This window comes from Streptomyces sp. NPDC048275, from assembly GCF_040652275.1.
In the GTDB taxonomy this organism is placed as follows: Bacteria; Actinomycetota; Actinomycetes; order Streptomycetales; family Streptomycetaceae; genus Streptomyces.
Window position 1 is genome coordinate 24,192 of record NZ_JBEZLR010000096.1, and the last position, 15,178, is coordinate 39,369.

Here is a 15,178-nt window from a genome sequence, read left to right on the forward strand (position 1 = left end):
GCGGCCAGGCATGCCATTCGTACACACGTCCTGGAGACCCTACCGATGCCGGATCTTTTTCAGCATGCCGTTCGCATGATGCTGAACGGACTCCTGACCGAACTGCCCGCCCAACTGCTCACAACCTCTGTTGCAGCGGTCGCGGGAGCCGAGTGGCGCGCCCATCGGCGACGCCGGGTGACGCCTGATCGAGCTTTCTCTCGCTTGGAGCCTTGGCGTGCGTGGATGAGTCGCTGGGGGCCCACGGCCGACCGCTGCACGCCGCCCGCTAGCATCCCTTCGCATGACGAGTCGGGGGTGGCGGCTGGGTGCCGTGGTGGTGCTGGCGGCGATCTGCGCCGCCGGTCCAGAACGCCAGGAGGTCATCCGCACGGCGTCGGACCTCGGCCCCCTCCCGGCCGACCGCTACGACTACACGCCGCAGGACTACCAGCGATCGCAGCGGGCATCGGCGTTGCTGATCCGGCAGTGCATGGCGGAGCACGGCCACCCTGACTTCCCGCTCGCCCCCCGCTACCCCGGCAATACCGTCGTCGCCACCGCAGTCAGCACCGACTACGGCGTCCTGGATCTCGCCACCGCCCGCCGCTGGGGCTACGGCTGGGACCCGGCAAAGCCCCTGGCCCTCCAGCCGAAGGGCCGCCGGATGACCAATGCCGAGTATGCGGACTTCCCCGCCTGCAGCGCCGAGGCGAGCCGGCGGCTGCTGCGCGGCATCGACCTCAAGCGGGACTGGCTCTACGCAAGCACACGGGCGATCGAGGTCGACAAGGCGGTCAAGCGCGACCCGCGCCTCCGCTCGGCTTGGGATGTGTGGTCCCGCTGTGTGGCAGAACAAGGATTCACGCGCTATCCCGACCCCGTCGCGGCGTACACGGACACCGCCTGGCAGCGGGACGGCGACGGCAACACCCGGCATACGCAGCGGGAGCGGGCCACCGCCGTCGCGGACGTCACGTGCAAGCGCCGCCACCATACGGCCGAACTCTGGCACGCGGCACGGGCGCAGAAGCAGGCCGTGGACATCACACGGCACCGCGACCGCTACGCCGCCGGGCTGCAGGCACTGCGGACGTACCGGGCCACCATCGCCGAGGTGCTGCGGAAGCTCGGCTAGCGAGGCGCCGACGCATCACTGTGAGTCCCGCGAGAGCCGACGGACACATGGCAGCCGCCCAGCCGACTGACCTTGGCCCCCGCGTATTTCCGACACCCCAAGCACCGCATTCCGTCGACTCCTCACGCTGGGCAGCAGGACACACGAACGCCATCCGTCTGTACGCCGAGCTCCAGGCCCTCGGCTACCGCGGCGGCTATCAGCGGATGTACTTGCGTTTCATCCCGGACATCGCGGCGCGAGTTCTGGAGCCTGGTCTTCGACGATCCGGGGCAGGCCACCGAGCGGGCCTTCCGCTCCGGCGATGCCCCCGACCGGGCCGCCTCCGGGTGGGGCCTCGGCCTTGCCGATCCCAGGCGGGGTGGAAGGAGCTGTGACCACCTGCCGGACGGCGCGTTGATCAGGTGAGCCTGGCGACGTGCCCACCGTGCGGCGCCAGGCTTCCCGCTATCCTCCGGCCAGGGGCCGCCCTTACAATGATCACCGTGACCGCCCGCCGCACTCTTGGCACCGGCCCCGAGGCTCCCGCGCAGAACATCCGCGCCGCCCAGGCCGACCTTATCGACACACTGCCTGGCGTCCGTCTGCCAGACCTCGGCGAGTTGCGAGCCCGAGGAGTCCTCGGATCCCACCCCGCAGCGCTGCCGAGCCCGCGACGATCCATCGGCGCTGGCCGCACGGACGGCGCGGCGCCGGATTCCTCCGGCTGATGGACGACACCACAGGGGCGGGGCGGTCCGGTAACGGCCGTTTACGCCGAGATGCCGTTGAAGAGCAGAAGCTGAATCATTCGCCCGGCGAACTGCTGAACTCGGAGAAGCTAAACCCTTGGTTGACCTTGCCCTCCGGTACAGCGAGGGCGGCGACTACGAGAAAAACCAAGAAACTCCTCCAAGACGCCATCAGCGCAGGCGCCACCGACGCCCCACTGGAGCTGGCCGACGTACTGCGACAGACAGGAGACGCAGACGGAGCAGAAGCTCTCGCGGCAAATCATCCGGTCCGGCGACGCCAGTGCCTACATGCTGCTCGCCCACTTGCGATACCGCGCCATGAGAATCGAGGAATCTCAGACCGTGGTCCGGCAAGCCGCTGACGCCGGCGCCTTCCCTGACACCTTCTTCTCCGATGGCTTGGAGCCATGGCTTCGTAAGGACGCAGAGCCATGGCTCATCGACAACATGACCACGTGGTGGGCCGTATGGACTCGATCCAGATGGGACGCCAACGACGCTCTGGTGAGCAAGCTCGGCCTGTGAGACAGGAGTACCACTACTCGCAAAGCCGCTGGCTTCATGTCTGACGGGGACCCGTCGGACTGGCTTCCTGTGCCGCGCTCTCTGCCAGGCTCCCGACTCCCAGCGACGCAGGGGTGAGCCGTCGGGTGACACCATGACCGGTGACCTCGTGCTGCGGTCGCCGCCGACCTAGGGGTGTTTGTCAGCAATTCTTCGGGTTCCACCGCACGGCTCAGACGATCTGGCTCCACCCGACGAGGCTATGCGAGATGTTCTGCGAGTCTGAGGACGGTGTAGACGGGCTGGCGTCGGGGCGGCCTCGGAAACCACGTGCCTCAGTCCCTGCGCTTCCCTACGCTTCCCGCCATGGACCGCACCTGGACCGAGGGCCTCGTCAACGTCGTGGACGTCGAAGCGACCTGCTGGACCGGTTCCCAGCCGCCTGGCGAGGTCAGCGAGATCATCGAGATCGGACTGACTGTCCTCGACCTGCACGCCAGCGAGCGCCTCGCCCGGCACCGCATCCTGGTGAGGCCGGCCCGATCCACAGTCAGCGAGTTCTGCACGGAGTTGACCGGCCTCACCCAACACGAGGTCGATCAGGGGGTAACTTTCGCCGAGGCATGCCGGCTACTGGCGGCCGAGCACCGCGCAGGCGCCCGGCCGTGGGTCAGTTGGGGCGACTACGACCGCCACCAGTTCACCCGGCAGTGTCAGGCAACACGCACGCCCTACCCCTTCGGCCGCCACCACACCAATGCCAAGGCTGCCTTCACTGCGGCATACGGTCTGCGCAAACGCCCCGGCATGGCACAGGCCCTGGAGATCACCGGGCAGCGACTCGAAGGCCGTCACCACCGAGGCGAGGACGACGCCTGGAACATCGCGGCCCTCGTGCTTCACCTCTCTGAACGGGGCCTCTGGCCGACCGCAGTTGAGCACCCCGCCTGACGCACCGAGGCGAGCCGTCCCAGGCGTAGGGCCGAATCGGGCCCGTCCCTGATCCCTGCCGACGCGAGGGTGCGGTTCGCTCCACGAGCACCGCGAGAAAATCGACCTACCTCGACACCTCCTCCAGCAACGTCCACACGAGCCTGACCGCCCCCAGCACCGTGGACGCCAGCATCGCCTACCCCCTCCAGATCACCGTCCAGAACGGCATTTCCAGCACCGCCGTCGCCGTCAACCTCGCCGCCCCCAACAGCGCCACCAGCCCATCCCTGCCGCCATGGCCACCGTCATCGGCCCCACCCCAAGCGGCCACTACACCTGGCCAATGCGCCCCACTGAAGCCAAAGGGCCAGCCCCGAAGCATCTGGGTCCGGCCCTTCCCATTTTTGGGAATCCGCAACGAAGGAACATCTCATGGCCCTTCACGCAGCGCTAAGCCGTTACTCATCGTGGCTGCTTCGAGCCACCCAACCGCCATGGGCACCATGCCGCACGCGCTTGCCCCCGAGCCTCCGCTGAGGAGAATCTGGGGAGTATGAGCGTCGTTGGGGAGCGCGTGGGGAGAATCGGCTGTGTAACGCTGCACGATAGCGAAAGCCCCTGAAAGACCCATCGATGCAGGTCAGAAGCGACAACGATCGCATCCCAGCAGGTCAGCGCCCCCAGGTAGACAACTTCAAGAAGATCTCTTCGTCACCCGAACCTGCCGTCACCGTGCACCCACCGAACCCCGAAGGCCTTCTGTGAGCCGACTGGGCACCCTGACATGCCAAATAGCAGCCCAACTTGTGCAGCACACCTGCACCCCTCAGAGGAGCGACAAAGCAGCGAGCCAAGCCCGAGGCCGCCCCTCTCTCACCACCATCTACGGTCAGTCCACTCCCGCGAAACGCAGGCACTCGATCGAGGCGTCAAAATACGCGGCCACCCCGCCGTCATATATCCGAAGACGACTTCCGTCTCTGGTACTCCAGCCGTAGATCGTTATGTGCCCTGGTCTTGGGGCTGTCTGCCACTGGCGGAAACTCAGGTGGCCTCAGCGCACGATCTGGGTAGAGTCGGGCAATGCCCGAGCTGAAGCGGCTGCATGCCGGCCACGCCCCGGCGGTCCTGGCCTTCGAGCTGGCGAACCGCACCTACTTCGCTGCCTCGATCTCCGACCGCGGCAACGACTTCTTCGACCAGTTCACCGACCGGTACAACGCCTCGCTGGCCGAGCAGGAGGCCGGCATCTGCGCCTTCTACGTGCTCGTCGCCGAGGACGGCTCGGTACTCGGCAGGTTCAACCTGTACGACTTGGAGGACGGCACTGCCAGACTCGGCTACCGGGTCGCGGAGCGGGTCGCCGGCCGCGGCGTGGCGACCGCGAGCGTCCGGGAGCTGTGCCGGATGGCGACAGCGATGCACGGCCTGCTCACACTGCGGGCGGCCACCTCCCACGACAACGCCGCGTCCCAGAAAGTCTTGGCCAAGGCCGGGTTCGTCTCGGTTGGCCCTGCCACCCCGGCCGATCTCGGCGGCAAGTCAGGCACTTGGTACCAGCGCGACCTCCAGCCATAGACCTTGATCTTGCTCGTGGGTCGGCTGCGGGAAGGCTGCGGCCACCGCTGGTCATCGGTGTGCGAAGACTAACGATCTTGCGATGGCCGCAGGTCACAGCGTGGGCCCTGCTCGCTGGCAGGAAGCGTTCGAGGGCCTGATGAGCCGGATAGCCGGCCGGTTCGCCCGGGTTGAACCCCGGCGTCGGGTACGGGATCTGATGCTGGGGCTACTGTCGGACCTGCCACGCAAAAACAGTTGGAGCATCGCCGAGTGGGCCGGAGAGGCCACCCCGGACGGCATGCAGCACCTGCTCGGCCGGGCCCGATGGGATGCCGACGCCGTGCGCGATGACGTGCGCGAGTACGTCCTGGAGCATCTACACGACGAGGTTGCAGTGCTGGTGGTCGACGAGACCGGGGACGTGAAGAAGGGCACGCACACCGTCGGTGTCAAGGTCCAGGCTTTTGGCTGTCCAATGCGCTGCCGTGCTCAGTCGCTCTTCTGGAAGGACGTTACCCAGGGCGACGCCGAGCCCTACGCGGGCACGGGCGAGCAGGTGCAGGACGTCGCGCTCGCTGTGTCCGTCCTCAACGCGGGCCTCAAGGCGGGCAACCAGTGGCCACAGCTCGGAGACGGCTTCTGCGGCGTGACCGGACTGCCGGGCGATTTCCGCGAGCCGAACGGTGGAGTCACCGCATTGCAGCATGGCCCTGTGGTCGGTGTCGGCCATGTCCGTGACGCCGAGGATGCGCGGTGGCAGCCGCAGAGACTCGCAGACGCGCCGGCGAGACCCTACGTCGTCCCGACTGCGCTTCCGGAGTTCGAGCGCAGAGATGTAGGTCTTGTCGTATCCGAGGAGTTCACCGAGCTCGGTCTGGTTCAAGCTGTGGACACGACGGTAGAAGCGCAGGATGCCAGCCAAGTCGCCTGCCCCGAGAACAACTTCGGCCTGCGGGGTAGCCCAGTACCACTGGGCGTGGCGCGCCGATGGACGTGTCGCGGGGTGGCTCTCCTCCCGGCTCACAGCTTTCCCTCCCCCGACCACGGCTGGCTACATCCGCTCGCAGTCGTCCGGGCCCGCTACGTCGCGGCGGAACCAGGTAGCCACGGATTGCTTGTAGCCGTCGGGCATGTTCTCGGGGCATGGTCGGCGAGCACGGTCAGTCCCTCGTGCAGATAGCGGTAGGCGGTGGGCACCGAGATCTGGTTGTCCCGGGCGAGTTGGGCCAACCGGGTCCCGTCGACGAACCACCGCAGGACGAGGATGCCCTGCTTGAAGACGGCCAGGGCCCGGGTGTTCTTGCGGGTGCCGAGCCGGTAGCGGTGCTCGCGCAGGAGCCGGGCCAGGACCTCGGCGGTCTCCCTGCCGACATCGAGCACGGCGGTGCAGGTGATGCTAGTCAACGCGTGGAGCCTCTGGCCGTACGGAACTTGATCTTCTCAGACCTGTTCCTACCAGGGGCTTCACCCATATCTGACGCCAGGTCACCCGGCTCGGAGCCGCATCGACCGCACTACGTCACGCATCGCAACCGTCACGTTGCCGGGAAGACCTCAATGGTTCCCAGCCTCGTACGAGCCGGCCACCAGACCGGTGGCACTGGCCTTCCTCCCAGGGAGGTGGCTGCTGAGTAGATCCTCTAGCCTCCTATTGACCGGTCAATTATCTGATTGTACGGTCTAGTTGACGGCGCTGGACGCCGTGCAGATCAGGCGGGAGACCGACATGACGAATCAGGCAAGGGTCCAGCCCTCTGGCGCTCGACTACCGGCTGAAAAGGATCTCCACCGTGGGAACGGCGCCGGCCGTTACGGGGCTCAGCGCGTCTTCAGCGAATCGGTGAAGTCGGGGCGGATCGCCCGTCATCGGCGGTCCGGAAGGCTCCAGGCGCAGCCGCGCCCGTACCGTCGTCGGCTCGGCTCCGTGGTCACCGTCGAACCCGCCTGGCAACCGCGCGGGACCGGTCGGGAACAGCACCCCGCCCATGAGCCTCGGAAGCTGAAGACTGGGCTGTTCAGCTCGCTCTTACCAGTCAATCGAGTGAATGTACGGTCTAACCATGACCGTGCCACTCTATGTACAGATCAGGCGAGAGTTCGAAGCGAAGATCCTGTCCGGGGCCCTCCCGCCTGGCTCGCGCCTGCCAAGCGAGATGGATATCTCCGCTGAGTACGGCGTCAGTCGTGCCACGGCCCAACGGGTCCTCAACGACCTGGCCGAGGCGGGGCTGGCAATCCGCCAGCGGCGCCACGGATCGTTCGTGGCGGACGTGACGCGGCAGATCAATCTGCTCAACTTCGTCACCCCTGCGGCAGCCGCAAAGGGCGCGCCAGGCAGACACGAAGTGGTTTCCGCGCGGATCGTCAGGGCCGCCGACGCCATCCTGACCCTCCCTGGCGCCTCCGCCGACACGGCCGTAGTGGAACTGGTCCGCCGCAAACTGAACGTACGCGAGGAGCCGCAGTCGGTCGAGCGGCACGTCGTCCTCTTCGCAGCCGCCCCCGACCTGCTGAACGAGAACCTCGAAGACCTCGTCACCCTCCCGTATCTGCAGCGCAGAGGAGTACCGATCGGCTCGATCCGGCTCTACCTCGACCCGGTGGCCCTCGACGAGCACGACGCCGCATTGCTGCACAGCGAGACCGGAACGCCCGCGCTGATGAGGCGCAGGGAGTTGCGTGCCGATGACGGCAGCACCGTCGAGGTGGTGACTACCCTCGTCCGTCCGGGAACCGCCGAGTTCTTCCTGGAGCTTCCCGTCCCCGCCATGTGAGCAGCGTGCCGCTGCCAGAAAGGATGCGCACACAATGAAGGTCATCATCGTCGGTGCCGGCGTGCTGGGCGTGAGCGTCGCGAGGCAGCTTGCCGTCGCCGGCGAGGACGTTCTCCTGCTCGATCAGCGGGGAGCCGGCACCGGCACGACCGCGACCACCTTCGCCTGGACCAACTCCAGCCGGAAGCCCGACCCGGACTACCACCGGCTGAACCTCGCGGGGATGGAGGAGCACGCCAGGCTCGCGGGGCAACTGCGCGGCGCACCGTCGTACTTCCCCAGCGGAGCGCTGCAGTGGGCGGACGCCGCAAACGAGCAGCGGCTCGCCGACAACGTGGAACGACTGCAGGCACTCGGCTACCCCGCACACTGGGTCACCCCCAACGAAGCGGCGCGGACCGCAGGCGGCCTCCGCATCCCGGCGACCATCACGTCCATCGCACACTTCCCCAGCGAGGGATACGTTCTGCCGGACCGTTTCGTGAACAACCTGCTGGCGGACGCTGAGCAGCACGGAGCCACGTTCGCGATCGGCGAGGTCGTAGCCATCAACGACGGGCCTGACCGAGTATCCGTCACCCTGGCCGGGGGCGAGGTCTGCACGGGCGATCGAGTCGTCCTGGCGGCAGGCCGCTGGACAGAACGGCTCGCCGCACGGGCCGGGATCGACGTTCCCATGGTGACGGATGCCGGTCGCGGAGCGCAGACCGTCGGCCTGCTCGGGTACGCCAGGTCACCACAACTCGACCTGCGCTGCGTGATCCACAGCCCCGGCCTCAACCTCCGCCCCGAGGCTGGCGGGCATACCGTCCTGCAGGCTCTCGATCTGAACGCCCACGTCGATCCGGCAGACCCGCCGTCCGCAGACGGGGACATCGCAAGCACCCTCGCCCGACGGTTCTCCGCACTGCTGCCCGACCCGGACCGGGCACCGGAGATCGACCTGCGCATCGGCTTCCGGTCACTGCCCGCGGACGGCCACACCGTCGCCGGCTATGCCTCCGCGCAGTCCCGCGTCTACTGCCTCGTCTCGCACAGCGGGGTCACCCTGGCGTCGATTCTGGGACGCCTGGTCGCGGCCGAGATCACAACCGATCAGGAGCAGGACCTCCTTGGGGCCTTCCGGCCCACACGATTCACCGGCGTACGGCGCTCGGACATCGAGGTGGATCAACACGCCACCAGTCTGGGCGAGCAGTAGCCACAGCTCTCCCCCGCGATTCCCTTCGGCGCAATCGAGCGTGCCGGGAACAAGTTTCCCCCTCGTTCTGGCTCTTCTGGATCCTGGCCGCAGCATGGAACACGGCCGCATTACCTGAACGAAGATCACAAACCATGGCTGCTCGTCTGGGCCCGCAAGCTGGGGGTCGCCGTCATCGCCCCCAGGCTCACACGCCGGGGAGGTGCTGCGTCGTTTGGTCGTCATGGTGGTTCGCCTCCCGCGCGGTGACGTGCTGGGTGGATGGCACCGGCCTGCTCGGGCGGTCTGAACCGTGATGGCGCCTGATCCTCGGCAAGGCCCCCTATGGGGACACGCCCTGTGGCTCGGTGACAGCAGGCACCATCCCGCAACGACAGTCGACATGCCTGTGACTGGACACTTCGGTCATAGATGTCATGAGCCAGACCCTCGTCCGGGACGGCACTGCGCAACCGTCCCACTGGCCCCGGCACACCGGCACGAATCGATCACAGCCGCATGGCTTCGAACGAACCGCTGCTCAACCTGGCCTGGGCAGGCTGACAGTGAGTTGACTCTTCGTCCACTCGCGACCGGCATTGACGGGCAGCCGTGTGGCCCGCCTTACCGGCTGTCCTTCGTCGACCACGGCACGAACGGCCTCGGACCCTCTATCCGTAAGCGGTTGGCCACAAGTCCTGTAGCTGCTGCGCGAGATCCTCGCCGGTGGCTACGTAGGTCATACCCGAGAGCGTTTGTTCGCGATGCTCAGCGAGCCCCCTCCCGGAGAAGGTCGACGGCCTGCTGGAGGTCCTCGCGGAGACGCCGGCCGACCGGGGTCAGGGCGACGCGCCGGCTGGTGCGGTCGAACAGGACGACGCCGAGGCGCCGTTCCTGCTTGGCGATGGCCTGACTGAAGCGGGCCTGGGACACATGAAGCCGCTCCGCGGTGCGGCCGAAGTGCAGCTCCTCGGCCAAGGTCAGGAAGATCTCGATGTCACGTAGCTCCATGCACAACCCCCCGTCCATACATAACCGCCAGGTTATGAATAGCCCAAGGAACCTTACATTGTTCCGCTGGCCCGCTCGCACCGATGCTGGATACATCACCACCGGACAGGCGGCACACGCCTGACGCACACATGGATGCGGAGGGAAATCGATGGGCGACATGCGGGCCATCGCCGATCGCATCGAGATAGAGGCGCTGCGAGCCGAGCTCACGGACGCGGTGATGATGCGTGACTTCGACCGCGTCGTCTCGCTGTTCACACCCGCGGGCGCCATGCGCTGGCCGCACATCGACAAGGAGTTCGTCGGCCGCGAGGAGATCCGCGCGGGGATCGAGTGGGGCCAGTTGCTCTGGGAGTTCTTCGTTCAGAACGTCCACCCGGGCGTCATCCGGCTGGACGGCGACACCGCGGCCGGCCGGGCGTACATCCAGGAGTTCGGACGGATGCGCGACGGCAGCTCGCACCTGAACTACGCCTTGTACCACGACCGTTACGAGCGAACCGCCGACGGCTGGAAGTTCAGCGAACGCATCTACGAGGTCCGGTACCTGGACTCCACCCCGCTCCGCGGCTCAGCGCCGGAGCGCCTCGGCTGATCCGTCCTGCACGCCGTCATGGCGTGCCAAGTCGACATCTTGCGTGAATCCCTGAAAGCGGAGGAAAGAAACCATGGCTGAGAACACCGAAGTCGTCGTGATCGGCGGCGGTTACGCCGGGGTCATGGCGGCCAACCGGCTGATGCAGCGCGACGACGTGACCGTGACGCTGATCAACTGCCGCCCGGACTTCGTCGAGCGGATCCGACTGCACCAGCTGGCGGGCGGGACGCACGAGGCCGTCAGCGACTACCGGAAGGTCCTGGGCGAGCGCGTCCGGCTGGTGGTCGACACCGTGACCCGGATCGACGCGACGGGGCGCGGGGTGGAGCTGGCGAGCGGCGGCACGGTCGGCTACGACTACCTGATCTACGCGGTGGGCAGCGGCAGCACCGACCCGGGCGTGCCCGGAGCTGCCGAGTTCGCCCACCCGATCGCCACGTTCGAGGAGGCGCAGCGGCTGCGGTCGGTCCTCGACGCCGCTCCCGCCACGGCCCCTGTGATGGTGGTCGGAGCCGGTCCGACCGGCATCGAGACCGCCGCCGAACTGGCGGAGGCGGGCCGCACCGTGACCCTGGTCTGCGGCGGGCTGCTCGGGCCCTACCTGCACCCGAACGGCCGCCGCTCGGTCGCCGAGCGGCTGGCCCGCCTCGGTGTGGCCGTGCTGCAGGGCCCCGACACGAAGGTCACGGAAGTGACCGGCGACACAGTGCGCCTCGGCGACGGCCGTGAGCTGTCGAGCGAGGTCACCATCTGGACCGCCGGGTTCGGCGTGCCGGACCTGGCCGCCCGCAGCGGGCTCACCACCGACGCCCTGGGCCGCCTGCTCACCGACGAGACCCTGACGAGCGTCGACGACGAGCGGATCGTCGCCGCCGGGGACTCGGTGGCACCGTCGGACATGCCGTTCCGGATGAGCTGCCAGGCCGCGGGCCCGCTGGGCGCACACGCCGCCGACACGGTGCTCAGCCGCATCGCGAGCAAGCGGCCCGCACCGATCGACCTGGGGTTCGCCGGCCAGTGCATCAGTCTGGGGCGCCGCGCAGGCATTTTTCAGTTCGCCCACAAGGACGACACCGCCAAGCGGCTCCACCTTGGCGGCCGAACAGGCGCGAAGGTGAAGGAACTCGTGTGCAAGCACACCATCAAGCAGCTGGTGAACGAGGCACGCAAGCCCGGCTCCCACACCTGGGCCAAGGGCGAGCAGGGCCGCCGACTGCTGCGGGCCCAGCGCCGCGAGACGGCGGCCACCGCCGAACAGTCCGCCTGAACCACGCACCGGCAGCCGACGTGAGGCCGCATGCCGATGGTCCTGGCACACGGCTCGTCTGTGACGTCTTCCCGCGATACGAACCGCGATCACCCACCGTGCAAGATCGACTATCGACACACGCACTAGGGGTTCAGTCATGATCCTTATTACCGGGGCCACCGGCGTCGTCGGCCGGGCAGCCGTCCGCCTCCTGGTTGAGGGGGGGAGCGAAAGTCGCCGCTGTCACCCGCAACCCGCACGCCGAATTCCCCGCGGGTACCCAACTCGTCCACCCCGCGGAGCTTCCCACCATCGACGGCGTGGAGGCCATCCTGCTCAGCCCGCGTGCCGTCGGATCCGCCGCTGTCGACCTGTTGGCCCGCGCCCGCGAGACGGGCGCGGCAAGGGTGGTCGTGCTGTCCGCCGTGACCGTGCAGTACCCGGCTGGGCACGCACGCTTCCGGCAGCAGTTCCACGCGGTTGAGGACATCGCCAAGGGGGGCGGCCTGGACTGGACGATCCTGCGCTGCGCCGATTTCGCCGCCAACACTCTGGCTTGGGCCGGGCAGATCCAGGCGACCGGGACCGTGCGCGGGGCATACCCGCACGCGAGGACCTCGACCGTCGACGAGCGTGACATCGCTGCGGTGGCCGCCCTCGCCCTGACCCACCCGCAGCACAGCGGTCAGACGTACCTGCTCACCGGAGAGCAGTCGCTGAGCCAGCCGGAGAAGGTCGCCGCGCTCGGCGCGGCGCTCGACCGGACACTGTCGTTCGTCGAGGCCGCACCGGACGAGATCCGCCGCGGCATGCTCGCCGCCGGCCTGCCCGACGAGGTACCCGACCGGCTGCTCGGCTCGCTGGCCGACTACGCCCGCGAAGCCGGGCCCACCACCGACACCGTGCGGCGGCTGCTGGGCCGCCCGGCACGCACGTACGCCACCTGGGCGCAAGACCACCGTGCGACCTTCACCGCAGGAGGACCCCGATGAAACTCACGATCGTGGCCGCCACCGGCGGTATCGGACGGCACCTGGTCGAGCAGGCAGTAGCCGGCGGGCATGACGTCACCGCCGTGGCCCGCCGCCCACGTGAGCTGCCGGGCGGCGTCCGGGCGGTCGCCGTCGACCTCACCCGACCCGACATGCGGACGCTCGCCGCGGCGGTACACGGCGCCGACGCCGTACTGTCCGCGCTCGGCCCGCGAAACCCGCGCGCGGACGCGGGCATCACCTCGCGTGGCACCCGCGCGATCGTCGCGGCGATGCAGGCAGCGCACGTCCGGCGGATCATCATCGTCAGCGCCGCACCCGTCGGACCGGTGCCGGTGCCTGGCCGGCCGACGCCACCCAGGCACGATCCCGGCGATGGCTTCTTCATGCGCTACCTGGGCGGCCCGTTGACCCGGGCAATGTTCGGTCGGCACTATGCCGACCTCGCCGTGACCGAGCAGACCCTGCGCGACAGCGGACTGGAATGGACGGTGTCGCGCCCGCCCAAGCTCACCGACAAGCCCCTGACCGGCAGGTACCGGACCGAGTGGAACCGCAACATCCGGGGCGGGTTCTCCGTCTCACGCGCCGACGTCGCCCACCACATGCTCGCCATGGTGAACCAGCCGAACACCATCGAGCAGGTCGTCGGAATCGCGAACTGACAAATACCAGCCACGCACACGACCCGGGCTGCGGGTAAGAAAGCGGGCGACAACCCGCGACGGTCACCAACAAGGTCAAGAAGATGCCTCGGCCGTCCCGCCCGCCCCTTCGCCGCCCGGGTCACCCATCACGAAAGAACGTGATCATGACGAAGTACGCCCGTTTCGCCAGCCTCGTATTCGCGGGACTGTTCGCCGGATTCCTCACTTCAGTCCTCGTCCTGGAACTCTCGCTGCGCAGCTTCGACAGCACCGTCTACACCCAGGTCCGGCTGGTCGAACTCGACTCCCTCGACAAACTCGCCGTCGCCACACTCCTGCCGACGCTGATCGCCACAGCGGTACTGGTTTACCAGACCTACCGAACAAACACCCGATGGTTGACCGTGGCCGCACTCGCCCTCCTGGTCTTCATTTTCGGCCTCACGCTCATCGTCAACCTGCCCATCAACTCCGACCAGCTCCACTGGAACGCCCAGTCCCCGCCCTCCAACTGGGCCAACGTACGGGATCGCTGGCAGATCGCCCACGCCGTCCGGACGATGGCCGCGGTCCTCGCCTTCGCGGTCCTCGTCCTTGCAGCGCTGTTGCCTTGTACACGTCGTTCAAGCTCGCCGAACACCTCGACGCGGACGGCATCGCCGCGAGTGTTGGATCGGTCGGGGACGCCTACGACAACGCCCTGATGGAATCGACGATCGGCCTGTACAAACAATGCCGCGGAGTTAACCCGCTCCGCACCACGTCAAGTTGATCAGGCTCCAGCTCGGTGTGTCGGCGGGAGAACGGGACCTCTGCCCCCGCTACGAACGCCGTCCACGCAACTACCTGGCCTTTCTCGGCCTCGCCGCGGCCCTGTGTTGCTACAAGCGACTGCTCCGCCTCACCACGTAGGACACCGTCTTAACAACTGTCCGAGTAGGTGGAAGACTTCTCGGGCCGCATAGCGCTTGAGGCAACGGACGATTTCGCGCCGGGTCTTCCCCTCCTTGATCCGGCGCTCGTAATAGTTCTGCGTGCGCGGGTCGACCCGCAGACGGGTGAACACGATGCGATGGAGCGCCGCATTGGCCTGACGATCACCACCACGGTTCAGGCGACGGTACTGCCGGCGCCCCGAGGAACGCTCGACAGGACTGACCCCGCACAGCGCAGCGAAGGACGCCTCACTGTCCAGGCGTTCCGGGTTGTCCCCCACCATGATCAGCAAAGCTACCGCCGTGTCCGGACCGATCCCCACCACCTCGAGCAGCTGCGGCACATGACATTTGACGAGCCGGGCCAGACGAGCGTCCACATCCCGGATCTGCTCGGAGAGCTGGCCGATCCGGCAAGCCAGCAGACCCAGCGTGATCCGAGTGGCCTGCAGCACCGCCTCGTCACCGACCTCGTCATGACTGTTCGAGTCGGCGAACCGCGCACAGGTCCGCAAGAGTTCGGCATTGCCAAGTGCTCCGACCTGGAAGGTTCGCCGGGTTGGTGGTTAGGGCGGTTGGATGGGCGGTGACGTCGGTTCCGATCGCTGGAGGTGTGGTGGCCGAGCCTGTGCGGGTGCGCAGACTGACCGATCAGGAAGGACAGAAGTTGCAGCAGATCGTGCGCCGGGGAAGTACCAACTCGGTGCGCTACCGGCGGGTGATGATGTTGCTGGCGTCCGCCGGCGGAAACCGCGTCCCGGTGATCGCGCAGCTGGTCCAGGTCGACGAGGACACCGTCCGGGACGTGATCCACCGGTTCAACGAGATCGGCCTGGCCTGTCTGGACCCTAATTCCTTGTTAACAGCTCCAGCAGCGGGGACCGCCCGCGCCGGACTGTTCGAGTGCGGGACCGCGACGCCTTTCTGGACCCTGGCCGATG

The 15,178-nt window shown here is 67.6% G+C and carries 12 protein-coding genes and 5 pseudogenes; 13 read left to right on the forward strand and 4 right to left on the reverse strand.

Annotated elements, in window-relative coordinates; genetic code table 11:
* Positions 1-283: 283 nt before the first annotated feature.
* From AB0D57_RS37720 to AB0D57_RS37735, 4 genes and pseudogenes are all read left to right on the forward strand, one after another.
* Positions 284-1,117 (forward strand): hypothetical protein, encoded by an 834-nt coding sequence (locus tag AB0D57_RS37720; RefSeq protein WP_362084119.1) that lies wholly within the window; start codon positions 284-286, stop codon positions 1,115-1,117.
* 1,604 nt (positions 1,118-2,721) lie between these two features.
* Positions 2,722-3,306, forward strand: a complete 585-nt coding sequence (locus AB0D57_RS37725) for a 3'-5' exonuclease (RefSeq protein ID WP_362084122.1) — start codon at positions 2,722-2,724, stop codon at positions 3,304-3,306.
* Positions 3,307-4,371: 1,065 nt separating this feature from the next.
* A complete protein-coding gene (locus tag AB0D57_RS37730; RefSeq protein ID WP_362084125.1) occupies positions 4,372-4,866 on the forward strand; it encodes a GNAT family N-acetyltransferase in 495 nt (164 codons plus the stop codon).
* 139 nt (positions 4,867-5,005) lie between these two features.
* Positions 5,006-5,302 (forward strand): annotated as a pseudogene (locus AB0D57_RS37735) (transposase); the annotation flags it as partial.
* Here the strand turns inward: AB0D57_RS37735 and AB0D57_RS37740 are convergent.
* Together AB0D57_RS37740 and AB0D57_RS37745 are read right to left on the reverse strand one after the other, a co-directional pair.
* Positions 5,225-5,731 carry a hypothetical protein gene (locus AB0D57_RS37740; RefSeq protein ID WP_362084155.1) on the reverse strand — a complete coding sequence of 169 codons (507 nt, stop codon included), beginning with the start codon at positions 5,729-5,731 and terminating at the stop codon, positions 5,225-5,227. The pseudogene AB0D57_RS37735 and the gene AB0D57_RS37740 sit on opposite strands and share 78 nt — an antisense overlap.
* Before the next feature lie 254 nt (positions 5,732-5,985).
* Positions 5,986-6,195, reverse strand: a pseudogene (locus AB0D57_RS37745) (IS5/IS1182 family transposase); the annotation flags it as partial.
* A 713-nt stretch (positions 6,196-6,908) separates the two neighbouring features.
* On the opposite strand from AB0D57_RS37745, the gene AB0D57_RS37750 reads away from it, so the two are divergent.
* On the forward strand, positions 6,909-7,622 hold the full coding sequence (locus tag AB0D57_RS37750; protein ID WP_362084128.1) for a GntR family transcriptional regulator: 714 nt from the start codon (positions 6,909-6,911) through the stop codon (positions 7,620-7,622).
* 34 nt (positions 7,623-7,656) lie between these two features.
* Entirely contained in the window at positions 7,657-8,823 is a 1,167-nt protein-coding gene (locus AB0D57_RS37755; protein WP_362084131.1) for an FAD-binding oxidoreductase, read from the forward strand.
* 786 nt (positions 8,824-9,609) lie between these two features.
* Here AB0D57_RS37755 and AB0D57_RS37760 read toward each other — a convergent pair.
* A pseudogene (locus AB0D57_RS37760) lies at positions 9,610-9,813 on the reverse strand (LysR family transcriptional regulator); the annotation flags it as partial.
* 151 nt (positions 9,814-9,964) lie between these two features.
* On the opposite strand from AB0D57_RS37760, the gene AB0D57_RS37765 reads away from it, so the two are divergent.
* The 6 genes and pseudogenes from AB0D57_RS37765 to AB0D57_RS37790 form a co-directional block, all read left to right on the forward strand.
* Positions 9,965-10,411, forward strand: coding sequence for a nuclear transport factor 2 family protein (locus tag AB0D57_RS37765; RefSeq protein ID WP_362084134.1), 447 nt, complete (start codon positions 9,965-9,967; stop codon positions 10,409-10,411).
* 73 nt (positions 10,412-10,484) lie between these two features.
* Positions 10,485-11,681, forward strand: a complete 1,197-nt coding sequence (locus tag AB0D57_RS37770; RefSeq protein WP_362084137.1) for an FAD-dependent oxidoreductase — start codon at positions 10,485-10,487, stop codon at positions 11,679-11,681.
* Positions 11,682-11,878: 197 nt separating this feature from the next.
* Positions 11,879-12,655 carry an NmrA family transcriptional regulator gene (locus tag AB0D57_RS37775; RefSeq protein WP_362084140.1) on the forward strand — a complete coding sequence of 259 codons (777 nt, stop codon included), beginning with the start codon at positions 11,879-11,881 and terminating at the stop codon, positions 12,653-12,655.
* Positions 12,652-13,320, forward strand: coding sequence for an NAD(P)H-binding protein (locus AB0D57_RS37780; RefSeq protein ID WP_362084143.1), 669 nt, complete (start codon positions 12,652-12,654; stop codon positions 13,318-13,320). Before AB0D57_RS37775 ends, AB0D57_RS37780 begins: the two co-directional genes overlap by 4 nt.
* A gap of 146 nt (positions 13,321-13,466) precedes the next feature.
* Positions 13,467-13,877, forward strand: a pseudogene (locus tag AB0D57_RS37785) (DUF1772 domain-containing protein); the annotation flags it as partial.
* A gap of 220 nt (positions 13,878-14,097) precedes the next feature.
* Positions 14,098-14,214 (forward strand): annotated as a pseudogene (locus tag AB0D57_RS37790) (IS5/IS1182 family transposase); the annotation flags it as partial.
* Here the strand turns inward: AB0D57_RS37790 and AB0D57_RS37795 are convergent.
* The gene (locus AB0D57_RS37795; RefSeq protein ID WP_362084152.1) at positions 14,204-14,521 is read right to left on the reverse strand and encodes an IS110 family transposase; all 318 of its coding nucleotides are present in this window, start codon (positions 14,519-14,521) and stop codon (positions 14,204-14,206) included. The pseudogene AB0D57_RS37790 and the gene AB0D57_RS37795 overlap by 11 nt on opposite strands.
* A gap of 332 nt (positions 14,522-14,853) precedes the next feature.
* On the opposite strand from AB0D57_RS37795, the gene AB0D57_RS37800 reads away from it, so the two are divergent.
* A partial coding sequence (locus AB0D57_RS37800; protein ID WP_362084146.1) for a helix-turn-helix domain-containing protein occupies positions 14,854-15,178 on the forward strand: 325 nt, incomplete at its 3' end.